General features: G+C 48.3%; 26 protein-coding genes and 2 pseudogenes. 25 read left to right on the forward strand and 3 right to left on the reverse strand.

Features of this window, described 5'->3' with window-relative positions; all coding sequences use genetic code 11:
- From AC50X8_RS23660 to AC50X8_RS23710, 11 genes are all read left to right on the forward strand, one after another.
- A complete protein-coding gene (locus AC50X8_RS23660) occupies positions 1 to 1440 on the forward strand; it encodes an allantoinase (protein WP_494881875.1) in 1440 nt (479 codons plus the stop codon).
- Between the two features lies 1 nt (position 1441).
- Positions 1442 to 2692, forward strand: coding sequence for an allantoate deiminase (allC, locus tag AC50X8_RS23665; protein WP_494881877.1), 1251 nt, complete (start codon positions 1442 to 1444; stop codon positions 2690 to 2692).
- A 2-nt stretch (positions 2693 to 2694) separates the two neighbouring features.
- Positions 2695 to 3924: a pyridoxal-phosphate-dependent aminotransferase family protein gene (locus AC50X8_RS23670; protein ID WP_494881879.1), complete on the forward strand. Its 1230-nt coding sequence runs from the start codon at positions 2695 to 2697 to the stop codon at positions 3922 to 3924.
- Between the two features lie 202 nt (positions 3925 to 4126).
- Complete coding sequence (gene add, locus AC50X8_RS23675; protein WP_494881881.1) at positions 4127 to 5179, forward strand: adenosine deaminase; 1053 nt, start codon at positions 4127 to 4129, stop codon at positions 5177 to 5179.
- 39 nt (positions 5180 to 5218) lie between these two features.
- The gene (locus AC50X8_RS23680) at positions 5219 to 5893 is read left to right on the forward strand and encodes a ThuA domain-containing protein (RefSeq protein WP_494863899.1); all 675 of its coding nucleotides are present in this window, start codon (positions 5219 to 5221) and stop codon (positions 5891 to 5893) included.
- Between the two features lie 145 nt (positions 5894 to 6038).
- On the forward strand, positions 6039 to 6404 hold the full coding sequence (locus AC50X8_RS23685; RefSeq protein ID WP_056037911.1) for an ArsR/SmtB family transcription factor: 366 nt from the start codon (positions 6039 to 6041) through the stop codon (positions 6402 to 6404).
- Between the two features lie 33 nt (positions 6405 to 6437).
- Positions 6438 to 6947: a GNAT family N-acetyltransferase gene (locus tag AC50X8_RS23690; protein WP_056037910.1), complete on the forward strand. Its 510-nt coding sequence runs from the start codon at positions 6438 to 6440 to the stop codon at positions 6945 to 6947.
- 183 nt (positions 6948 to 7130) lie between these two features.
- Positions 7131 to 9353 (forward strand): heavy metal translocating P-type ATPase, encoded by a 2223-nt coding sequence (locus tag AC50X8_RS23695; protein WP_494881883.1) that lies wholly within the window; start codon positions 7131 to 7133, stop codon positions 9351 to 9353.
- Positions 9354 to 9439: 86 nt separating this feature from the next.
- Positions 9440 to 9862 (forward strand): VOC family protein, encoded by a 423-nt coding sequence (locus AC50X8_RS23700; RefSeq protein WP_494863897.1) that lies wholly within the window; start codon positions 9440 to 9442, stop codon positions 9860 to 9862.
- A gap of 251 nt (positions 9863 to 10113) precedes the next feature.
- Entirely contained in the window at positions 10114 to 10884 is a 771-nt protein-coding gene (locus AC50X8_RS23705; protein WP_494881885.1) for a metallophosphoesterase, read from the forward strand.
- Positions 10885 to 10912: 28 nt separating this feature from the next.
- Entirely contained in the window at positions 10913 to 11455 is a 543-nt protein-coding gene (locus tag AC50X8_RS23710) for a histidine phosphatase family protein (protein WP_494881887.1), read from the forward strand.
- Between the two features lie 140 nt (positions 11456 to 11595).
- On the opposite strand, the gene AC50X8_RS23715 is transcribed toward AC50X8_RS23710, so the two are convergent.
- Together AC50X8_RS23715 and AC50X8_RS23720 are read right to left on the reverse strand one after the other, a co-directional pair.
- Positions 11596 to 12135: a GNAT family N-acetyltransferase gene (locus tag AC50X8_RS23715; protein ID WP_494863894.1), complete on the reverse strand. Its 540-nt coding sequence runs from the start codon at positions 12133 to 12135 to the stop codon at positions 11596 to 11598.
- A 72-nt stretch (positions 12136 to 12207) separates the two neighbouring features.
- Complete coding sequence (locus tag AC50X8_RS23720; protein ID WP_056037893.1) at positions 12208 to 12855, reverse strand: metal-dependent hydrolase; 648 nt, start codon at positions 12853 to 12855, stop codon at positions 12208 to 12210.
- A 354-nt stretch (positions 12856 to 13209) separates the two neighbouring features.
- Between AC50X8_RS23720 and AC50X8_RS23725 the strand changes: the two are divergent.
- Together AC50X8_RS23725 and AC50X8_RS23730 are read left to right on the forward strand one after the other, a co-directional pair.
- Positions 13210 to 13305 (forward strand): annotated as a pseudogene (locus tag AC50X8_RS23725) (IS30 family transposase); the annotation flags it as partial.
- The gene (locus AC50X8_RS23730; protein ID WP_235533215.1) at positions 13272 to 13556 is read left to right on the forward strand and encodes a metal-sensing transcriptional repressor; all 285 of its coding nucleotides are present in this window, start codon (positions 13272 to 13274) and stop codon (positions 13554 to 13556) included. The pseudogene AC50X8_RS23725 and the gene AC50X8_RS23730, both read left to right, overlap by 34 nt.
- Before the next feature lie 287 nt (positions 13557 to 13843).
- On the opposite strand, the gene AC50X8_RS23735 is transcribed toward AC50X8_RS23730, so the two are convergent.
- Positions 13844 to 14572, reverse strand: a complete 729-nt coding sequence (locus AC50X8_RS23735) for an alpha/beta fold hydrolase (protein ID WP_494881890.1) — start codon at positions 14570 to 14572, stop codon at positions 13844 to 13846.
- A gap of 281 nt (positions 14573 to 14853) precedes the next feature.
- Here AC50X8_RS23735 and AC50X8_RS23740 point away from each other — a divergent pair, with 281 nt between their 5' ends.
- The 12 genes and pseudogenes from AC50X8_RS23740 (at position 14854) to AC50X8_RS23795 (ending at position 22598) form a co-directional block, all read left to right on the forward strand.
- Positions 14854 to 15633, forward strand: a complete 780-nt coding sequence (locus AC50X8_RS23740) for an IclR family transcriptional regulator (protein WP_056037887.1) — start codon at positions 14854 to 14856, stop codon at positions 15631 to 15633.
- 170 nt (positions 15634 to 15803) lie between these two features.
- The gene (locus AC50X8_RS23745; protein ID WP_056037884.1) at positions 15804 to 16793 is read left to right on the forward strand and encodes a carbon-nitrogen hydrolase family protein; all 990 of its coding nucleotides are present in this window, start codon (positions 15804 to 15806) and stop codon (positions 16791 to 16793) included.
- Positions 16794 to 16824: 31 nt separating this feature from the next.
- Entirely contained in the window at positions 16825 to 17151 is a 327-nt protein-coding gene (locus AC50X8_RS23750; RefSeq protein ID WP_494863893.1) for a hypothetical protein, read from the forward strand.
- On the forward strand, positions 17151 to 17510 hold the full coding sequence (locus AC50X8_RS23755; RefSeq protein WP_056037878.1) for a hypothetical protein: 360 nt from the start codon (positions 17151 to 17153) through the stop codon (positions 17508 to 17510). Before AC50X8_RS23750 ends, AC50X8_RS23755 begins: the two co-directional genes overlap by 1 nt.
- Before the next feature lie 73 nt (positions 17511 to 17583).
- Positions 17584 to 17790, forward strand: coding sequence for a hypothetical protein (locus AC50X8_RS23760; RefSeq protein WP_494881892.1), 207 nt, complete (start codon positions 17584 to 17586; stop codon positions 17788 to 17790).
- A 214-nt stretch (positions 17791 to 18004) separates the two neighbouring features.
- A complete protein-coding gene (locus AC50X8_RS23765; protein ID WP_056037876.1) occupies positions 18005 to 18409 on the forward strand; it encodes a RidA family protein in 405 nt (134 codons plus the stop codon).
- A 17-nt stretch (positions 18410 to 18426) separates the two neighbouring features.
- The gene (locus tag AC50X8_RS23770) at positions 18427 to 19926 is read left to right on the forward strand and encodes a monooxygenase (RefSeq protein WP_056037873.1); all 1500 of its coding nucleotides are present in this window, start codon (positions 18427 to 18429) and stop codon (positions 19924 to 19926) included.
- A 101-nt stretch (positions 19927 to 20027) separates the two neighbouring features.
- Complete coding sequence (locus tag AC50X8_RS23775) at positions 20028 to 20942, forward strand: DMT family transporter (RefSeq protein WP_056037869.1); 915 nt, start codon at positions 20028 to 20030, stop codon at positions 20940 to 20942.
- Between the two features lie 36 nt (positions 20943 to 20978).
- Positions 20979 to 21464 (forward strand): MarR family transcriptional regulator, encoded by a 486-nt coding sequence (locus AC50X8_RS23780; RefSeq protein ID WP_494881894.1) that lies wholly within the window; start codon positions 20979 to 20981, stop codon positions 21462 to 21464.
- 134 nt (positions 21465 to 21598) lie between these two features.
- A pseudogene (locus AC50X8_RS23785) lies at positions 21599 to 21754 on the forward strand (IS110 family RNA-guided transposase); the annotation flags it as partial.
- Between the two features lie 36 nt (positions 21755 to 21790).
- Positions 21791 to 22195 (forward strand): YdeI/OmpD-associated family protein, encoded by a 405-nt coding sequence (locus AC50X8_RS23790; RefSeq protein ID WP_494882018.1) that lies wholly within the window; start codon positions 21791 to 21793, stop codon positions 22193 to 22195.
- Entirely contained in the window at positions 22092 to 22598 is a 507-nt protein-coding gene (locus AC50X8_RS23795) for a hypothetical protein (protein ID WP_056037863.1), read from the forward strand. Before AC50X8_RS23790 ends, AC50X8_RS23795 begins: the two co-directional genes overlap by 104 nt.
- The last annotated feature ends 225 nt before the right edge of the window (positions 22599 to 22823 follow it).

The raw sequence follows: 22823 nt of genomic DNA on the forward strand, positions 1-22823 counted from the left end.
ATGGGGAAAAAGGGGTGGATGCGCATGGCTTCCTACTATGATTGTATCGTGATGAATGGTTTTGTTGTGCTGCCTGACCAAGTGAAAAAGCTGGATATTGGCATTCGCGATGGCCGCATTGCCGCCTTGGAGCCGTCTCTCGCAGGTGCCGAGGCTGGCTCTCGAATCGATGCGGAGGGGCAGTATGTGCTGCCCGGCATGGTCGATATTCACGTACATTTCAATGAGCCGAATTTGGGGCATTGGGAAGGGTTTGCGAGCGGCTCTGCCGCACTAGCTGCCGGAGGTGCAACCTGCTACGCTGATATGCCGCTCAATGGCAATCCGCCGACTGTTACGACCGAGGCGCTTGCGTTGAAAGCAGGCCAGGCAGAAGGCCATTCAGCTGTTGATTATACGTTCTGGGGCGGACTCGTCCCAGGGAAGCTGGATGAGCTTGCCCCTATGTTCGAAGCGGGCGTCGTCGGCTTTAAAGCATTTATGTCCAATCCCGGTGGCGAAGGGGAGGGGCGATTTCGCGAGGTTGATGACTGGACGCTGTATGAGGGGATGAAAAAAATCGCCGCGCTTGGCGGATTTGTCGCCCTTCATGCCGAGAGTGACGCCATTACGTCCCAACTGGCTGATGCGGCTCTAGCAGTCGGCTGCCATGATGCAGAGGCATTCGCAGCCTCGCGTCCGATTATTGCCGAGCTGGAGGCGGTGAATAAGGCGCTGTTGTTTGCGGAGCAGACGGGCTGCCAAGTTCATTTTGTCCATATAAGCAGCTTTGACGCGGTGGAGCTGATTGATCGGGCGAAGCGGCGCGGTTTGCCGGTGACGGTGGAAACCTGTCCGCATTATTTGCTGCTGACGCAGAAGGATATGACGGCGCTTGGAGCAGTTGCCAAATGCGCGCCTCCTCTGCGCAGCGAGGTGCAGCGGGAGGGGTTGTGGCGAATGATTGGCGAAGGCAAGATGGATGTCATCGCTTCCGATCATTCGCCATGTCCGACTTCGATGAAGGAGGATGCTTCCAAAACGTTTTTCGAGGCATGGGGAGGCATATCCGGGGCACAGAGCAGTATGGAGCTGGTGCTAGGTGAAGGATGGATCAAGCGTGGGCTGCCGCTGCCATTGTTATCCGCTTTGCTGTCTGCAGGACCTGCGCAGCGCTTCGGGCTGTATCCGCGCAAGGGAGCTATCGCAATCGGCTCTGACGCGGACCTGGCTATTATAGACGTTAATGCGGCCTATGAGCTGCGGGAGGAACATTTGTTTTATCGGCACAAGCATAGCCCTTATGTGGGGAAAGAAATGGCCTGCCGAGTCGTGGCGACACTCGTTCGAGGAACCGTTGTATATACAGTTGACGGCGGCCTTGCACAGCCAGCTTCGGGCAAGTTGCTGCTACCGTTTGAGGCGGGCTCGGAAAAGGGTATGATGAAGGGGTGTGTTTGATATGACAATGGCAAGCAAATCGCAGCTCGCCTCCTTCGTCCCTAAGCTGCTGGAGGAATTATCCCAGTTCGGCGCTGATCCGCGCGGTGGTGTGACTAGGCTGCTTTATACGGCAGAGTGGCTGGAGGCGCAGCAATATTTAGCCGAGCAGATGCAAGAGCTGGGCATGGACGTTTATTTTGACCGAGTAGGCAATTTATTCGGCAGGCTGCAAGGCAGTTCGGGAGAAGGTCCGGTTATTATGACGGGCTCCCATATCGATACGGTGCAATCGGGCGGCATTTATGACGGGGCTTATGGTGTCGCTGCCGGAATTGCCGCTTTGGCGCATTTGAAGGAAACGTATGGGCAGCCTGTAAAAACGCTTGAGGTAGTCTCGCTCTGCGAAGAGGAAGGCAGCCGTTTTCCGCTTACGTATTGGGGCTCGGGCAATATGGCCGGGCTATATGATTTAGAGCAAGGTGCGGAGCGCTATGATGCAGCCGGAACTAGCCTGCAAGAGGCGATGCTTCATTGCGGTTTCGGCAAAGCGGAGCAGCATGCTGCCCGCCGATCAGATATTGCAGCGTTTGTGGAGCTGCATATTGAGCAAGGGCCTGTTCTGGAACGGCAGCAGCTCAGCGTTGGCATTGTCGAGGCCATCGTCGGGCAGCATCGTTATACGGTAACGGTGGGCGGAACAGCCAATCATGCCGGGACGACGCCGATGCCGCTGCGCCGTGATGCACTGGCTGGAGCGGCTGCAATGATTGTGCAGCTGGAGACGGAAGCTATTTTATCGGGCTCGCCGCTCGTTGCTACGGTTGGGAAACTGACGGCAACGCCTAATACGCCGAATGTTATTGCCGGTTCCGTTAGCTTTACGGTCGATGTACGCCATATTGATGAGCCGGCCATTCGTGAATTTTGCCAAACGGTATTTCAGCAGTTTCAAGAAATCGCCGGCGAACGGGAGCTGCATGTGACGATTGAGCAATGGATGGAGGCCGCGCCTGCCCCGATGGACGGACAATTGCGTGTCCGGCTGGAACGTATTGCGAAGCAATTGTCATTGCCTTATACGGTCATGCCGAGCGGGGCGGGACATGACGCCCAGCTGCTGTCAGGCATATGTCCTACAGCGATGTTATTCGTCCCGAGCCGCGGCGGCATCAGCCATTCCCCAGAGGAATATACGTCGCCGGACCAATTGGCAGCAGGGGCGGAGATGTTGTCCGCTTTGTTATATGAACTTGCTTACGAGGAGAAATGATGATGAAGAGCTACCGAGAACTGTCGCCTTCCCCCCGCACGATTATGACACCTGGCCCCGTTGAGGTTGACCCGCGTGTGCTTCGTGCGTTATCTTATCCTATACTGGGTCAGTTTGACCCCGAGTTTACGGCACTTATGAATGATACGATGGAAATGCTGCGCAGCTTGTTCCAAACGGACAATCGCTGGGCTTATCCAATAGATGGAACGTCGCGTTCAGGCATTGAAGCGGTACTTAACAGCTTAATTGAGCCGGGTGACAAAGTGCTGGTTCCGATTTATGGCCGTTTCGGCAATCTGCTTTATGAAATTGCCGAGCGCTGCGGTGCGCAGGTTGTGGCGCTGGAGAAGGAATGGGGCGAAGTTTTTGAGCCGGATGAAGTCATCGCCGCTATTTCGCATGAGCGTCCGGCGCTTGTGCTAATGGTTCACGGGGAAACGTCCACAGGCCGGATTCAGCCTTTGGATGCGATTGGCAAAGCGTGCAGGGAGCAAGACATTCTGTTTGTCGTTGATGCGGTTGCGACCATCGGCGGCGTTCCCGTTGAGACGGACGCCTGGTGTATCGATGCGGTCATTGGCGGCACGCAAAAATGTTTATCCGTTCCTTCGGGCATGGCCCCTATTACGTACAACGACAGGGCAGAGCGGAAAATTGCCGCCCGCAAAAAGGTCGAACGGGGCTTGCTCGTTCCCGGCGATGCCGCAAGCAGCAACCGGCGTCCAGCAATCCAGAGCAACTATTTGGATTTGAGCCAGCTTCAGGATTATTGGGGGCCAGCAAGGCTCAATCATCATACGGAGATGACCTCGATGCTGTATGGCTTGCGCGAAGGTCTGCGTATTTTGCTCGCTGAAGGACTTGAGGAGCGATTCGCGAGACATCGCAGACATGAAGCGGCGCTAATGGCAGGACTTGCAGCGATGGGATTAACCTTGTATGGCAATCCGGCTTGCAAGCTTCCGGTTGTCACCTGCGTGACGATTCCTGAAGGCGTGGATGGAGAAGCTGTTCGCAGCATGCTGCTAAACAGCTTTGGCATCGAAATCGCCAGTTCGTTCGGTGTGCTAAAAGGGAAAATTTGGCGCATCGGCACGATGGGCTACAGCTGCAGTCAGAAAAATGTGCTGCATGTGCTTGGTGCGCTTGAAGCCGTACTGATTCGGCATGGCGCAATTGTGCCAGCTGGAAAAGGCTTGCAGGCGGCACTGGCTGTGTATGAGAACTAAGGCCGTTTAACTAATGCTATTTTATACCGCCGCCCGGGTTTTTCCTGGAAATATAGGAAAGTATACGATTTCGCCATCCTTTCTCTATATTTCTCGGACTGAAACGCGCCACGCCGCCAGAGGACGGCTTTCGGCCGTTTAACCTGGTTCGGCGGTTTGCTATAGCTTTTGCTTTTATTTTAAATTTAAAGGAGTGCTTACGATGAAAGATATAGTGGTGCGGGAGCAATTGAAAAAGCTTCCCAAAATCGATTTGCACTTGCATTTGGATGGCAGCGTCTTGCCAAATACGCTTCGCGAGCTGGCGAAGGAGCAAGGCAAGGAGCTGCCCGTTGAGGAAGGCAGCGACCTTACCCCGTGGATGCTTGCAGATGAGAGCTGCACTAGCCTAAAAGAATATTTGAGCAAGTTTGCGTTTGTGGAGCCCTATTTGCAAACGCCAGAGGCGCTGGATCGCGTAGCTTATGAAGTGGTTGAGCAATCGGCGGCACAAGGCTGCCGTTATATCGAGGTGCGATTTGCGCCGCTGCTGCATATTAAAGGAGGTTTGTCGCTGGAGGAGGCGATGCGCCATACCATTCGTGGCTTGCGGCGTGGAGAACGGGATTTCGGCGTGAAAGCGCGTGGTATCGCCATCTGCCTGCGCCATGATGCCTATGAGCGCAATGAACAGGTCATACTGGCCGCTGCCAAGCTGCATGGCGATGGAATCGCAGCGGTAGATTTGGCTGGTGATGAAGCTTCCTTCCCGCCAGAGCTGCATCGTTCCTTATTTAACCTCGCTGCTAGCAAGGGGCTGCCGATTACGATTCATGCTGGAGAAGCAGGCGGTGCGGAAAATGTGCAGGAGGCGATTGAAAGCCTGGGCGCCACACGTATCGGCCATGGCGTGCGCATTACGGAAAATCCTGCTATTATGGAAATGGTACGCCGTACAGGCACGCCTTTGGAGCTATGCCCGCTGAGCAACATCCAGACGAAGGCCGTTAGCGGCTGGGAGGCTTATCCGATTAAAGCCTTTCTGGCAGCAGGCATTCGGGCGACCATTAACACGGATAACCTGACGGTTTCAGGTACGACGATTGGTTTGGAATATGAGCTGTTGATGGAAAAATGCGGCGTAACGCTGGAGGAAATCGGCAGGCTGATTTTGAACAGCGCCCATGCGGCCTTTTTGGAGCAGGAAGAAAAACGGCAGCTGATTGCCGATATTGAACAGGGGCTCGCAGCTGCGGGAGTGAAGCCTGCCGTATAAGGAGAGTCCCTGATTCGGAAACAATGGAGGAAGTGACGTATGCGAACCATTTTAGCCGTAATTGGGGATTATTATCATCCTGCGGAGGCGATTGCCGAAGGCTTGCAGCAAAGCTTGGCGCCATTAATGGCGTCAGGGGACATCGAGCTCAGCTATACGACAGTCAAATATTTGGCCGAGGAACTGGCGGCGAAGCCGGATGCCGTCATTTTGTACAAAGATAATAATATCAATCCCGCTGATGAACAAGTGCAGCAATGGCTTGGCGACGAGACGGAGCAGGCGATTTTGCGGTATGTAAGGGCGGGCGGAGGCTGGCTCGCCTGGCATTCCGGGCTTGCTTCGTATCCAGCAGAAGGTGGCTATGTACAGATGACGCGGGGTTATTTTCAGCATCATCCGGAGCAGAAGCTCGTGCGTTCCATAACGGTTGAGCCTGCTGGGCGTTCAGGCGAGGAGCATGTGAATATAGCGGCAGACCAAGCATTCGAAACGGTAGATGAGCATTATTTTGTCGATTGTGATGAAGCGTCAACAACGGTATTTATGCGGACGTATTCCGAGGATGGGCAGTCGATTGGCGGATGGTCCCATGCTTATGGGGAAGGCCGCGTATGTTGTTTGACGCCTGCGCATAATCGCGAAAGCCTGCTGCATCCGGTGCTGGGCGAGCTGGTAAATGCCTGTGTGCAGTGGTGCGCCCGCATGGCGTAGCATTGGTATTTTTTATAAACGATCATTTAAGATTTAAGGCCTTATAACGCTTGAAACGCGCGGTTCCTGCAAATAATAGAGGAACTGCGCTTTTGTCTGCTATAATAAGATCATAAGCATTACGATTAGAGGGTGGTGTAGCCGAATGGACAAAGTAATAGATGAGCAATGTGACGACACATGTATGGGAACGAAGCAGGAGGGTGCAGATCTGCTGACCGCAAAGGTCGAGGAGCAGACGGCCATTGATCTGGCTGAAATGTTCAAGGCGCTAGGCGACCCGACGCGGGTTAAAATGATTTATGCGCTGCTGTCGCAAGAGCTGTGCGTGCATGATTTATGCGTCGTGCTGGATATGGCGCAGTCGGCTATTTCGCATCAATTGCGTTACTTGCGCAATGTGCGAATTGTTAAGCGCCGCAAGGTCGGGAAAACCGTCTATTATTCATTGGACGATGATCATGTAAAGGAAATTTTCATCCAGACGCTTCAGCATTTGCATCACAGCTAGGTGTTGCGTCCATATTAAGGAGAGGATCTAGAAGTGACAGTAGTGTCGCCAGTGATTATACAGGCTCGCGAGGAGCATATTGCGGATGCTGTCGCTTTTGCAGCTCAAGTGCGTGAAGAGGTTATGCCGATGTTTGCGGTAAATGGATTGTCGCCGGATCTCGTGAATTTCTCCGAGCATTATTTGCACCAGGAGGGAGCTGGTTTTTTCCTGGCACTTTCGGAGCGTGGAGAAATATGGGGGTGCATCGGTGTGCAGCCCTATGATAACCGAATTGAGACGGCTAAGTATGAAGCGAACCGGCCAGCCGCAGAAATAGTGAAATGTTATGTAGCTGCAAGCAGCCGCAGAAGCGGTGTAGGCTCGCTGCTTACAGCAGAGGCCAAACGTTTTATTGCAGAGCAGGGCTATAGCGTAGCGTATTTGCATACGCATCGTTTTCTTAAGGGAGCCGTCGATTTTTGGCAGCGGCAGGGCTTTGCTATTACGGCTGAAGATCAGGATGAATGGCAAACGGTACATATGGATGCGAGCGTTACATAAGCGTACTTATCGTATTATACGAACTTTAAATTGCAATTTGTAACCAGACCGATTCAGGCGCGCAGCGCTTGGGTCGTTTTTTTTGGCATAGATTGGGTCAACCCTTGACATACCCCCACGGGGTATTATATGATGAAAACAACAAGAGATACCCCCATAGGGTATGAAAAGGTGGTAGCTACAATGGAGAACAGGCAGACTACACTGGAAATTTCGGGTATGACATGTGCGGCATGCGCGAATCGTATAGAGAAAGGCTTAAATAAGCTGGAAGGCGTATCGCAAGCGACGGTCAACTTTACGATGGAGACGAGCCATGTCGAATATCGTGCGGATACGATCGATTTGGCTGCGGTCATCAAGCGGATAGAGCAGCTTGGCTTTACAGCTGAGGAGAAGGTAGAGCAGAAGCAAGGTGGGGATCGCCGGCGTGACGAGATCCGCAAGCAGCAGCTTAAGTTCATCTTATCGGCGATACTGTCGCTGCCGCTTCTGTGGGCAATGGCGGCACATTTTTCATTTACGTCGTTTATATGGGTGCCGGATTTATTGCTCAATCCGTGGTTTCAATTAGCGCTGGCAACTCCTGTGCAATTCATAATCGGCTGGCCCTTTTATAAAGGGGCATTTAATGCGCTGCGGAGTGGGGGCGCGAATATGGATGTCTTGGTAGCGCTTGGAACATCGGCCGCCTACTTTTACAGCCTGTATTTGACGTTGAAGCCTGAAGAGCATGTAGGGATGGCTAATATGCCCGTTATGCAGGAGCTGTATTATGAGACAAGCGCCTTGCTCATTACGTTGATTTTACTTGGAAAATGGTTCGAAGCGCTCGCTAAAGGGCGTTCATCGGAAGCGATTCGCTCGCTCATGGGACTGCAAGCGAAAACAGCGCTTGTCGTGCGTGACGGCTCCGAAATGAGCATCCCGGTCGAACAGGTGGTCATTGGCGATCAGCTTATTGTGAAGCCGGGCGGCAAAATTCCGGTCGACGGTATTGTCCTGGACGGCAGCTCGGCGATCGACGAATCGATGCTGACTGGAGAAAGCCTGCCTGTTGACAAGCAGTCAGGTGATCAAGTATTTGGAGCGACGATTAATAAAAATGGCGTCTTGCGCATTCAGGCTACGAAGGTTGGCAAAAATACGACGCTTGCGCAAATTATTCACATTGTCGAGCAGGCGCAGGGCTCCAAAGCGCCGATTCAGCGAATAGCAGACCGTATTTCCGGCATATTCGTTCCCATCGTTGTAGGAATTGCCCTACTCGCTTTTGCTTTGTGGTACTTCTGGCTCGAGCCAGGCATGTTTGCTGAAGGGCTGGAGAAAGCTATCGCAGTGCTCGTTATCGCTTGCCCATGCGCGCTAGGACTTGCGACACCGACCTCTATTATGGCGGGATCGGGCCGGGCGGCAGAAGTCGGCGTTTTGTTCAAGGGCGGAGAGCATTTAGAATCAACCCATCGCGTTACAGCGGTGCTGCTCGATAAAACAGGAACGGTGACGGAAGGTAAACCTTCACTGACCGATGTTATTGTCGAAGGGAATATACCGGAGCAGGAACTGCTGGCCCTCGTTGGCGGAGCCGAGAAACGCTCGGAGCATCCGCTCGCCGAAGCTATTGTAGCCGCAATTGAAGCGCGGAACATTGCACTTCCCGAAGCGACTGAATTTTCAGCTATTCCGGGCTTTGGCATTCGGGCAACTGTAGCGGGCCGCGATGTTGTTGTCGGAACCCGTGCTTTAATGGAGCGTTACGATGTTGCACACAACAGCGAAGCGCCAATGGCTAAGCTGGAGGAAGTTGGGAAGACGGTTATGCTGACGGCTGTTGATGGCCAATATACAGGCATGATTGCGGTTGCCGATACGATTAAACCTTCATCCAAGCAAGCGATTGACCGGCTCAAGGAGCTTGGCATTAAGGTCATGATGATTACAGGAGATAATCCGCGTACAGCGGCGGCTATTGCGAGCGAAGCGGGTATCGAGCATGTCATTGCTGGCGTGCTGCCGGAAGGAAAAGCCGAGGAGGTTAAGAAGCTTCAGGCGGCTGGCATGAAAGTAGCAATGGCTGGTGATGGCATTAATGATGCTCCGGCGCTGGCGGCAGCAGACATCGGCATGGCGATGGGGACAGGAACGGATGTTGCCATGGAGACGGCAGATGTCACACTTATGCGCGGCGATCTTAACAGCATTGTCGATGCCATAACGATGAGCAAAAAAACGATGCGCAACATTAAGCAAAACCTGTTCTGGGCGCTGGCCTACAACGTCATCGGCATTCCGATAGCGGCAGCGGGCCTGCTTGCTCCTTGGCTGGCGGGGGCGGCGATGGCGCTTAGCTCCGTATCGGTCGTACTCAATGCGCTGCGCTTGCAGCGGATGAAAATCAAAGGCTGATGCTAATGGCAGGGTTGCCCGTCCGCCTATGAATCGGGTATTCTAAAAGGGTACTTCATTTCGTTTCTGGGAGAGGACAGCATCCAATGAATAAAAATGCAAAAATTGGCGGCGGCGGCCTTCATCATATTGCGCTGCGCGCATTTGACTTTGAAGCAACCGTGAAATTTTATACAGAAGGACTCGGCTTTACGCCAAGACATAGCTGGGGTGAAGGAGATGGCCGCGTTATTATGCTCGATAGCGGCGATGGCAACTATCTCGAAGTATTCGCTGGCGGCAAAGCGCTGGTGGCGGACGAAGGCTCCTATTTCCATTTAGCTTACCGCTCCGAAAATATAGAGCTGGCGGTTCAGTCAGCAGTAGCAGCTGGCGCAGTAGTAACGGTAGAGACGAAGGAAGTTGTACTCGGCGACAATCCGCCAACTCCAGTGAAAATCGCTTTCGTTAAAGGCTTGAACGGCGAAATCATTGAGTTTTTCCAAAGCACAGGTGAAAATCAGCTGTAAGCAATCGGCAGGCTATAAGCAAGAATCATCATCTTATGTCAAAAATGCTGCGACGGCCGAAGGCGATGCCTTCGGTTGTTCCGGCTTATGGCCTCCCATTATGAAGGCGGGCCGCTATTTTTAAAATATAGGAAAGGATATGATGTCGCCATCCTTTCTCTACATTTCTCGGACTGAAACGCGCTGCGCCGCTAATGGACGTAGTCAGCCGTTTCACCTTGTTAGCGGTTTTAGTAGTAAGGAGGGGTTGCATGGTCGTTGTTATTGGCATTGCAGCGCTTGCGCTGCTGTTTTATTTATTTTTGATATTGCCTACGCAGTGGTTTAAAGTGGAGCGTTTCCATTATCAAGCGGGACTAGGGCTGAAGGTGCTGCAAATTAGTGATCTGCATGTTGAAAATATTCGCATCAGCCCAAGGCGAATCCAGAAGCTGATTGCAAGGGAGCAGCCGGCATACATATTTCTCACCGGAGACTTTACCCAGAAGCTGCGTTATTTACCGAAGGTCAGGCAGTATGTGAAGGCGATTTGCGCGGGCGGCATTCCGGTTTATGCGGTGTATGGCAATCACGACCATCGAATAAAGCCTTCCGGAGTGCGCGAGCTGAAGAAGCTTCTGGAGCGGGAAGGCGTTACCGTTCTCATTAATGAGAGCATCGATTTAGGCGCATTTCAACTGGTTGGCATTGACGATTGGAGCAGCAAAAAGAGCAAGCCGGGACGAGCTTTTCTCCACGTTGACCCGTCAAAGCCTATTATTGTGCTCGCACACGATCCGAATACGGTGCTGCATATTAAGCATTCCTATGATTATCTCATGGCGGGCCATTTTCATGGCATGCAGTTTAATGTTCCGTTCCTGTTCCGGTTTATTAACAAGGGCAAGCTTGCTGCTTCCGGCATTTATAAAGGCCAGCATAAATGGAGCAACGGCACCTTCTATATTTCCAAAGGCATTAGCCAGACCGAGCCCAATGCGAGATTCCTCATTCGCAGTGAAGTGACGGTGCATCAGTTGTAGGCGGCTATAACAAAGGGGGAGCTTACCGATGATTTATGTAGTGAGACATGGGCAAACCGATTTTAACAAGGAACAAAGAATGCAAGGAAGGTCGGGACTGCCATTAAATGTGCAGGGGATAAAACTAGCGGAGCAGCTAAGAGAGAGACTGCGGGATGTCACCTTCCATTTTGTATTTTCCTCACCACAGGAAAGGGCTGTACAAACAGCTGAAATAGCAACCGGCGCTACTGCCATTATTGATGCAAGGCTCGATGCTTTCGATTTAGGGGAAGCGGATAAATTAAAAGCAAGCGAAGTGAAAATGAAAGGTTTTACTCCTGATTCAAGCGTCTATAAAGGAGTGGAAGAAACCGATCATTTTGCCGAGCGAATTTTTAGTTTTATGAGTGAGCTCGAAGCGAAGAATGAAGGCAAAGAGGTTAATATTTTAATATCCGGACATGCTTGTACAACAGGCTGTATCGGTGCTTACTTCAATGGCATACCGGATGATGGAAATATTACGAGGTACTCATCAACTAATGGGGACTACAAGACATTTGAATTCAAAACATTGATGGCCGATTAGCAAAATAAAAGATACCGTAAGCAGCTTATCCTTATGAGGAAAATGAGCTGCTTTTTTCTATTGCAAAAAACGCATCGTCTACTCGCTAAAAGAAGCTGAGTATGCGATGCGTCTCGCTTGGCTGAGAATGGTCATGACTTTCAGGACTTATATTCCTCAGCAGTCAAGGCGAAGAGGAGGTGATCCTCCCAAACCCCATTAATTTGTAAATAGCGAAGGGCTAGGCCCTCGCGGCGAAAGCCGGCATGCTCCAGAACACGAATGGAAGGGGTGTTTCTCGGCATTACCCCGGCTTGCAAGCGATGCAGACCGAGCTGCTCGAAAGCATAAGCGGTGACCAAGCGAACAGCCTCCGATACATAACCGTTGCCTTGATGAGCGCGATCGAGAAAATAACCGACATTCGCATTTTGCAGTGGTCCCCTTATTACATTAGACAACTCAATTCGGCCAATTAATTGCTGCTCCAGCATAATGCCGAAAGGATAAGAAGCAGCTTCAGCCTGTTTCTGTATGCCAAGACTAATATGCTCCTGCTGGCCTTCCAAGGTGAGGAAGTTATCGGGGCGAACGGGATCTACAGGCTGGAGAAAGGCTTGGTTGCTTAATCTAAGTACAAGCATGGCCTCAGCATCAGCAAGCTCGAGGGGCTTCAAATAAATACTCTGCTTTATTGTCATCTATCGGTACTCCTTTCTAAAATAGCCGCACCTGAAATCGAAGGTGCGGCCAACGGGGATAGAGGCGGGCAATTAAAAAATGCTAAGCTTAAAAGGCTTCTTGTATAGCGGATAAAGCCATTTGACCCCGCTCGGCGTCAACGTATCTGCGAATAAATGGGATAAGTATCCGATAATGGCAACTCGCATAATGCCTTCAAGATGAAGCTGCTGCTCCAGTCCCCAGGCGATTGCGCCCCATGCCGCGGTAGCCCATACCGTGTGGGTCATGCCGCGATGCTTGAGCCAAGGCGCCACAGCCACGAATGCACCTAGCCCGATAAGCCAGTTCATGCCGAACCAGAAGCCCCCGTACACAAAGGCTCCGCCGATAGCGCTGACAAGTGCATTGCGGATGACGCCGCGTTTCGCAACGAGCCCCAGCAGCACGACGCCAACGGAAGCAACAAGCAGCTTCCAGCCAACGGTATGATTGACCACATACAAATAGCTGACAATCGCAATCATAATAACGCCGCCCCAAATGAGCAAATCATGAATGAGCTTGGACACTTTGCCGAGCTTGCTGCTCAAAATACTGGGGCCATCCAGATCCGCGCTTAAGGCGGAGATCGCGGCAACGGCTACATAAGCAGCCGCATTCGCAGGGGTAAAGGAATAATAAGCTGCTGCACCGGCTCCAATAGCCATGCCAATCGTAAGATGTGTCGTGCCTTTCATTGTTCCTCCTAATGCCTGGCTATTATCCAGTTGTGTATTCAAACGTATGTTCGCTATGTTATTATACTAGAAACAGCCGAAGGGAACAAGAGTACGCATCTGTGTGACGTCATAATTTTTGAGAAAAGTTTCAGAAAATATGAGAATAATCTTTCATAATTGCTGAAAAATGAATATTTATACAACTGTATACGTAAAATAAGGCTCATCCTTATGAAATGATCCGTCAGATGATAAAAAGGGAGAATATAGGTTAGCTTGACTGGACTAGCGTACAGAATCAATCCTCTTGCCATTGCCAAGTAAATGGGTTTGAATTAAAAATAACTGTGATATTTTACAGGAGAATCCAACATGAGCTACTCCCATCTCAGCATAATTGAACGTGGGCAACTAGAGACGCTGCATCGACTGGGGTGGTTGACGAGAGTCATTGCGAATTACGCGGGGTCCTTCAATTAATGGAGGAAGGCAAGAACTGCAAAGACGTGGTGAGACAGCTTTTGGCAGTACGCAACGCTGCGGATAAAGCCATTGCGCAGATCGTGGCGGAAAACCGAGAGCGATGTATTCTGGAAGAACAGGCATCAGGAAGAGATACTAGTAAAGTCGTGAAGGAAGCAATCGAGCTACTTGTAAGGAGTCGTTCATATAGTCGGAACAATACGGAGCCTCGAAAACGGGGCTCTTATTGTTGTTAGTTAACTTGGGCCAATTAGTGAGAATGAATCAGGGGGAATTATATTACATCCTCACCCGGGGTAACAGTTTAATACATTCATTAGGATATGCGCGCTGCGCGGTTTTTTCATTTTAACGATGCAAGATCTTGTCCTGTAATTAGGACAAGATCTTGCATCGTTATCCGATTGAGGACAACAACTTGCATAGTTTACTGTGGTCCTCGATTGACGACAATGTCCTCTTGACAAGCGTCAGACGTAAAGCTAAACGTGCTTTATGTGATTCTTATCCAAGGAAATTAATGTTATGGTTGGATTGAAGCAATGATTAAATCAGCAATTTGTTTCGGATGAGTAATTGGAGCCAGATGACCTGCGCTAATTTCAAAACTGCGCCAACCTTGTTTGGCTGCCTCAGAAGCCGTTTGATGAAACATGGGGAATTCCATGCAACAAATATAAGAACGGGACATTTGTGCTTGTTTTTCCAAGGAGTAGTTGAGTTTCTCCATATGTGTCGATAGCGGCATTCTGGTTAAAAAGGGAGTAATGGCTGCAGAGATTTTGGTATCGTTTAATCCAAATGTCTCTACAGGCGGCGGTTCGACTAAGGAGGGGTTCGATGACAAGAAATGCTGCATGAGGGAATATACTTCTGGATAATGGTCCACGACAGACTCGCCTGATTCGGTAATAAAACCGTCTACAATTACGATATCGCAACTGACTCGACCGAACAAACGATCTGCGGCTCCCGCAGCAACCATTGCTCCATAGCTGTGACCGACCAGCACAACGTTCGTCATGTTCTCGAACAATATAAGATTTACAATATCCTCGATATGCACGGATAAATTAATGTCCTCAGTCAGCAGATGTTTGCGTTCGCCAAGCCCAGTTAAAGTCGGAGCCAGAACACGATACCCTTTGGCAGCCAGTTGATTGGCGACTTCTCTCCAACTCCATCCCCCTAACCAAGAACCATGAATGAGGACAACTGATGGATTCTCTGAAATCTCTGCATCGTAAAACATAGTACGCTCACCCTCCCATTATTGTTCACTATTAGTGTATATGTTCACTATGTGTGAATGTTTTAAACATCATTATAACGATGTTTATCAATTTTGCAACTATTTTCAGAACAGATGTCAACTTAATTTACAAAGAAAGGAGAGGGGGTGAAAAACATACCGCGCGTGGCCTAGATAAACATCCTTGTCCCTTCCTTGCGAAAAAATATCAAATCTATTACTATTTAGATAACATCAACAAATGTATGGGCTAGAACACTACTTTAAGGCAGGGTGAATGCATGAAAGAGATGGAAGCTCCAACTCGATTAATTTCCTCCTCTCAGGGAATCCAATCTCTAGAGATCGCTTTTTCCATACTGAAATGTTTTAAAGAGGCGAAAGCTCCCTTGTCCGTATCGGAACTGTCCAAAAGAATGGATATGCCGAAGAATAAAATTCATAAATACCTGGTTAGTTTTACAAGAGTCGGCGCTCTTATTCAGAATAAAAAAGACTCGTCTTACGCCATGGGGCCATCCCTAATCGAGTTAGGCTTGGTCGCGCTCCAACAATTCGATGTTGCTAAAATCGCCAAACCTCATATCCGCGAATTCAGCAAACAAATCAATCACTCCGTAGCGCTTGCCATCTGGAGCGAGGAAGGGCCGATAATTGCTGAATACGAACGAAGCGACAAACCGATACAGGTCGAAATTCAAGCCGGCTATCGCTTTCCACTGTTGATGACGGCCCTTGGTAAGTGTTTTGCCGCTTTTCTTCCGTTCTCCCAGGTTCAACCATTAATACAACGGGAGATCGACAACTATCAACTTGACGAGCAGATGGTGAAGCAGGAATTGCAGACGATTCGAGAGGAACGAGTTTCCTTTCGAAATACGCTGTTTGGCGGAATACCCGGGAGCATGTCAGTAGCAAGTCCGATTTTTGACTATACGGGAAACATGGTTGCCGCACTTTGTCTCATCGGATTTACAGGCGAAATCGACACTAGTCCATCCTCAATAGATGTACTCAAGCTCAAGGAGAAAGCTAATCAAATAACCAATCAACTGACATAGGGAAAAAAGACACTGCGCTCATCGACATCGACCGCAGTGTCTTTTTTTTTATGTAACTTTTCCTTGCATAAGAAACAAAGTTAAATTATAATGGGCTAAAATCACTAATGGTGTACACTGTACACTAATAGTGAACTAATTAAAAACTAAAGAATAGGAGTTGTTCAAAAGTGAATCAAACTTTCAAAGCAGCTGCCGTTCAAGCTGCAGCCGTCTATTTGGATCTGGATGCAACAATCGACAAAACGTGCAGGCTCGTGGATGAGGCCGCAGCTAACGGTGCTAAGGTTATTGCTTTTCCGGAAGCATTCGTACCGGGATACCCTTGGTGGATATGGCTTGGCAATGCCGACTATGGAATGAAGCACTACATTAGGCTGTTCGAGAACTCCGTTGAAATCCCAAGCAAATCCATTCGGAAGTTATCTGAAGCCGCCAAACGCAACAAGGTTTATTTCTGCGTATCGGTCACCGAGAAAGATCGCGGTTCCTTATATCTGACGCAGTTATGGTTTAATCCTAAAGGCGACTTAATCGGCAAACACCGTAAATTAAAAGCAACGAATGCGGAGAAGATGATCTGGGGCGACGGCGATGGAAGCATGATGTCCGTGTTCGAGACGGAGTATGGCAATCTCGGCGGGTTGCAATGTTGGGAGCACCTCATCCCACTAAATCTCTCGGCAATGGCATCCATGAATGAACAATTGCATGTTGCCTCCTGGCCAACAGGATTGCCATATGATGGTCATTTGTTCAGCATCGAGGTGTGCGAAATTGCAACGAAGTACTACGCGATATCTAATCAAACCTTCTGTCTGTTGGCTTCCCAGATTTGGACAGAAGAAATGAGAGATATGCTCGGAGAAACCGAGTACCAAAGAAATTATATGAAGATTGGATACGGCTTCGCGAAGATCATCGCGCCGAACGGTCATGTGATCAGCAATACGCTAGAGCATGATGAGGAAGGTATCGTGTATGCGGACATCGACCTCAAACAAATCATTCCCGGTAAATTCCTGATCGATCATGCGGGACATTATTCCACTCCCGGCTTCTTAAGCTTAACTTTCGATAAATCCGTTCATGAGCCCGTAAAGGTGATCGGCGAATCGAAGCCAAATGTTATCGGTTACGAAGCTATTCAAAATAGCTAACAACAATTGTCGGAGAGGACTAATTAAAACCATGAATAGCAGTCTTGAACGGAAAATTACCGAACTCGCATGGAGAGACCCTTTGTTTGCTGAAATGATTGAAACGGATCCGCATCGAGCGCTGGCGCAAATAGGGGTAGAAGTGCCCGAAAATGTTAATCTTGACATTCGGAGGCAAAGGAGAGACACCCTATACTACGTTATTCCGCCTTATTCAGAGGAACCGGAAAAGGCCGATACGGTCATTAATCAAATGGATCTGTGGCAGAGTGCCGAGTTGTTCGTCTGGATCATGCCTCAGAAGCTGAAAGTACAACTCTTGGCGATGCGACAAAGTTACAGGAGGAATAACCCCTAATGGATCAACATGATATTTTTACCGGTCATTACCGATTGCTTCAACGAGATCAAGCTGCCCGCCAGCGCTTAATGACCGGTCCAAAAGCAGGATTGGATGAGTATTTTGGATCAGGCACGGTACCTGAAGGGGAATTTCGAATTGAAATTATCTCCCAAGAACCGGATACCATTACGATTCTCCTTCCATCGCCGGTAGAGGAAGATACGAGCAATGAGGCATTGGATGCTGCTTGCCGCCGTATCTATGACATCTTGTTTACAGACGGAGTGGGGGGATACCTGATCCCCGATAATTCCTTAACCTGGGTGCTTCGAGATATGCGCTCTAAAGTACTCGATCGCTCTCTGGGAGAATAAATGATAAACAAGAATGTTACGGATAGGATGAAGGATTATTTTACTGCGAGCATTCAACTCGACGTACGAATGTTTGAAAGAACAGAAGTTGTCACTTCCCGGTCTGAATAAAATCGAATTATTAGGCATATCCGAATATGGAGACATTTGTTCGCTCTTATATCGGATGGTTAAGGGAGAGGAGCAAGCCATTCATCATTACGTCTGGCAACAGATGGATAATCAGTATTTTATGGTTAGGCAGTTTACGGTGGAACAGGATTTAACTTATTTGCTATAACGATAAATTGGAGATTTGAACTTTGGATAGACAAAAGGATTGAAAATAACGATGAGTTTCATTCCTTTCAGAGAAATATTATTTTGTAATAAACTATTATTATAATTGTTATTGCAATGTATAGGACGTGTTGTTCATATTTAATTGTTTCCCACGAAACTAAATTTCATGAAAAAAATTTTGTTTTGCACAAAATAAAATTGGAGGATTTCATATGAAGAAAATAAATCCCGACACCCTTACGAGTATAGTGACGAGTCTGATATCTCAAATCGTCGTTGCTCCCGTTTCTCAGCTAGCCTTTATTTCCGGGCAAGTCGCGTTAAATGAAAAGGGAGAGCTTATCGGAGAGGGGGACTACGGGCTGCAGGCAAAGCAAGTGTTTACTAACGTAAAGCTCGCATTGGAAGCAATTGCGACCGGGCCGGAGAATATCGTACAAATGAAAATTCATGTCGTGAACCATAAGCCCGAGTTGGTTGATTCGATCTTTAGAGCAGGCTTTGAAGTATTCGGCGACCAGTGGCCGCTTACGGCAAGCACCTTTATAGGCGTTCAGGCGCTTGGCTTTGAGGAATGGTTAGTTGAAGTCGATGCTATCGTAGCCATTTCACACTAAGAGAGGAGCAAATAAGAATGAATTATGACGTTATTGTAATTGGTGGAGGACCTGTTGGAATGATGTTGGCTGAGGAACTGGCATTGGCTGATGTTAAGGTTTGCGTATTGGAAAAATTAGAAGCCACTACGCCTTACTCGCGGGCTCTTAGCATCCATCCCCGTACATTAGAGATGTTGGACTTGCGGGGATTGAAATCGGAATTGTTGAAGATTGGAAAACCTCTCCCTACTGGCCATTTTGCAGGCTTGGAAACTCGGTTGGACTTTACAGTCATCGACTCTTCCTCTAATTATTCCATGTTTATCGCCCAGTCGGAAACGGAAAAGGTGCTAGAACAAAGAGCGAAGGAACTTGGCGCTGATATTCGCCGCGGAATGGAAGTATTATCGGTAACTCAGAGCTCTGATTCTGTCGAGGTTATTGCTTCCGGAGCTAGCGGTCAAATTACATTAACGGCAGCTTATGCGGTTGGCGCCGACGGAGCAGGCAGTATTGTACGAAAGCAGGCCAAGATTGCCTTTAACGGAACGGATGCAACACTTACTGCGGTTCAAGGAGATGTCGTTTTTAAAAATCCGCCGAAAACGAGCGTCGTTTCCAGCTTTAATGAAAATGGAATGATCATGATTGTACCCGTCTCGAAGGAGTTGCACCGTGTCGTCTTTATCGATCCGGAAAGAAAATCAATACCTAAGGACGAGCCCGTTACTTTGGAAGAACTGCGCTCGGGTATGATCCGCATGTTAGGGGATGACTACGGGATTTCTGATCCTTACTGGATGACTCGTTTCGGCAATGCAACCCGTCAAGCGGAGCGCTATAGGGAAGGAAGACTGTTCCTTGCGGGGGACGCCGCACATATTCATTTCCCAGCCGGCGGACAAGGAATGAATGTGGGTTTGCAAGAAGCCATGAATCTTGGATGGAAACTAGCTGCCGAAGTGAAGGGATGGGCTCCCGAGGTGTTGCTGGACAGTTACCATGCGGAACGGTTCCCCGTTAATACGGCATTACTTTGGAATACAAAAGTACAAACCCTATTGTTCGGCACCGATTTTTCACCTACAACGATTCACCTTCGCAGAATGATTTCGGATTTGTTACAAAGTCCGGATGCAAACTATCGCTTAGCCTGTCAAATTGCGGCCATGGATGTTCATTACAACGAACAAGAGAATGTATCGTCACATCTTCTAAATGGCAGCCGACTTGCAGAGATTAAATTACTTTCACAGAATGGCGATGTCTTCAGCAGTTATGAGCTGTTCCGTGATGGTAAATATATATTATTGAATCTAGCTTCGGATAAAATTACAGAAGACATCGTTAGTAATCTGCAGCACCAACATTTCAAATTCGTAAGTGCAACTTTGGCTGAACAAGCCAAAGGCTGGGAAAATGTGCACACTGCATTGATTCGACCGGACGGATATATTGCATGGGCAATCTCTGCAGCCGAAGCCGATTTAATTAACCGAATGGAGCTAGGAATTAAGCAAATCAGCAGAGGTTAAACCTTTCTTTGCCTATATTGTTTTTGGAAAAACAATATTCTGCCCGGAAGCATTTTAACCAAAGCTTTCCGGGCAGAAGCTTTTTATTTGGGGGAGTCCTTATGAAGAAAGTTCCAGTTGTTTACATTACGCTCACATTATCGGCCATTTTTTGGGGAGCAAACTTTAACGCCGGAAAGATTGCTGTAGAAGTGATGAGTCCGACACAAGTGGCAGCTTGGCGATTTATTATAGCTGGTGTGGTCATTCTTGCTTTGTACTGGGTAAAGGAGCGACCCACCTGGTCATTGATCAAACCCTATGCTCTGATTTATCTCCTAATGGGGATCGTCGGGATCTTTTTAATGAATATTTTCTTGTTTAAAGGATTAGAGGTTACAAGCCCCATCAACACATCATTAATAACGGCTACCAATCCGATGCTTACGATTTGCCTGTCTGTTTTCTTATTAAAGGAGAAAATTAACTTTCGCCAAATTGGAGGAATCGTGATCTCTTTCTTGGGAGTGTTATTAGTTCTTACGAATGGTTTGCTGACTGAACTGGGATTGATCTCGAAAGGTGACTTATACGTATTGCTTGCCACTACACTCTGGTCTTTGTATGGAATCCTCGGCAAAAAATATGTCGGCAACGGCTCGCCTCTTGCAACAACCGCCATAACAATGGCAGTAGGTGCATTGTTCTTTCTGCCTTACTCTTCTATTACTACGGGGGAAGCGACTTCAGCTAAGGTCATGGAAGCATGGCTAGCCGTGATCTTTATGGCTTTATTCTGTTCTGTACTAGCTTATTTATGGTGGAATCAAGGTATATCACGTATCGGCGCTAATAAAACGTCGTTGTTCTTTAATATCGTTCCCATCTCAACGATGGCCATATCTGCCTTATCGGGCGAAAGAATAGGTACGGCTCAGCTAATTGGCGCCCTTGTCACCATTTGCGGGATTATCTTGTCGACGAGGACTCCGAAATCAAGCCGCCCCGAATGTTTTACGCAAAACAATCATGTATAATGGAGAGGAGAGTCATGCATAGAGGAGACGAAACGGATGCAGCCAACGGATCTATCTAAACAGTGGATATTCAAAAACTTTATAAATCTTGTTAGCCAACAGGAGATGAGGGATAGCAAGTTCGCAGTCCGAATGCGCGAAGAATTGCAAAATTTCGAAAAGAAATTTGGCGAAAAGAGCAATCTGACTCTGTCGGATATTCACCTAATCGCATGTATCGGAGATTTCTCCCCGATCAATGTAACCTCCATTTCCGAAAAAACCGGATTAACGAAAGGCTCCATCACAAGAATTAGTAAAAAGCTATTGAAGCTTGAACTGGTAAAAAGACAGCAGATTAACGATAATAAAAAAGAAGTTTATTATAGATTGACTCCAAAAGGCAAAAAAGTTCATCTTATTCACAATCGAATCCATCATGAAATTGAAGAGCGCTTTATGAAGCTTTTGGATAAATACACAGATGAACAGCTCAATTTTGCGAGAAACCTAATGCAAGACTTGACGGAATGGGATTATTAAGCAATTTGTACGGTGTAGGAACAAAAACGGCAGCTTAAAACAAGATGCCGTTTTTTTGTCTGAGGACAATAAGTAAGCGTCAAGTCCTCCCCATCTTCGTCCCCTTCACTGCCTATAAGATAATCCTCCTCAGAATGAATACCGAGGGGGATTTACAAAAACAACGAATTGAACGAATTAGCACATCTCATCTTGTTGTAGGTATCGATATGGCTAAAGAAACTCATGTGGTGCAAGCTACGAATTTTCGGGAAATCGTGCTCTCGAATCGACATCTCTCATTTAGTAACGTATATGCGTATGAGCAGTAGCCGGAGCATATTGTACTGGCACCAGAGGAGGAAGCGGCTTTCAGGGAGCAGGAAGCGGCATGGAGCTATTTTCAGGAGCAGCGTGCAACGTATCAGAAAACGGCCCTATGGTGGGTGATCAGCGCCAAGAAGGAGGAGACGCGCAGCAAGCGGCTTCGCACCTTGATTGAAGACTCCGCCAGCGGACGTACCCTACAGCAATTTACGCCAATCGTCAAAAAAGAAAAAATTAATTTTGTTTCTTTTTTGCAACACTTTTCGCCGCATCTGCGTTGTATAGTTATAAGCATAGAAACGAGTAAGGGAGCGGTACAAAATGAAAAAAGCAATTCTCAGCGCAGCACTCGCCATCGCTTGTTTATTAACACTTGGTTTGGCCGTAGACAATGGCAAAGGCAATGCATCCACCAGCCCGATTAATCAGACAACCGTCTATATGGATCATATAATCAAACAAAATAATGCCTTCGTTGTTACATATGATGAAATTCAGTGGTACGAAGGAGAGGCGGCTAGCGTCCAGTTCCGCCAGCATGAACAAGATGCTGAAATGACGGATGCCCCAGACGGCTACTACATTGTTAATGACGATCCTCAGCTTCACGACTTGCCGATTGCAGCAGATGCTGAAGTATTCATGCAAATTTACAATCGCACGGGCAACGCAGCAGAAGCGGACATTCAATGGAATGAGCCAATCACTGTAGACAAATTTGTCTCGATTATGAATTCCGATGATCCTTTTCAATTGAAAAATTTCCCTTATCACGTTACGATTAAAGACGGGGAAATTGTGAAAATTGTTCAGCAATATATCCCGTAAACCAGAGTGTGAATCCAGGGCTTTCGAGCCAAGGAACACATAACCCTAACTCTGGACTTGATGAATAGCTGCAAGCGAAGCTGTTATGCAATTATGCATAGCAGCTTTTTTAAATATAAGCATTTATAAGCTACCCCCTATAATCGGCTTATCCTTCAACCTCGAAACGGAAGCTTTGCCGCCAGAGGATGGAGACAGCCGTTTACGCTTGTTTTTCAGCAAAAA

This window comes from Paenibacillus sp. JT22N15 (assembly GCF_059383755.1).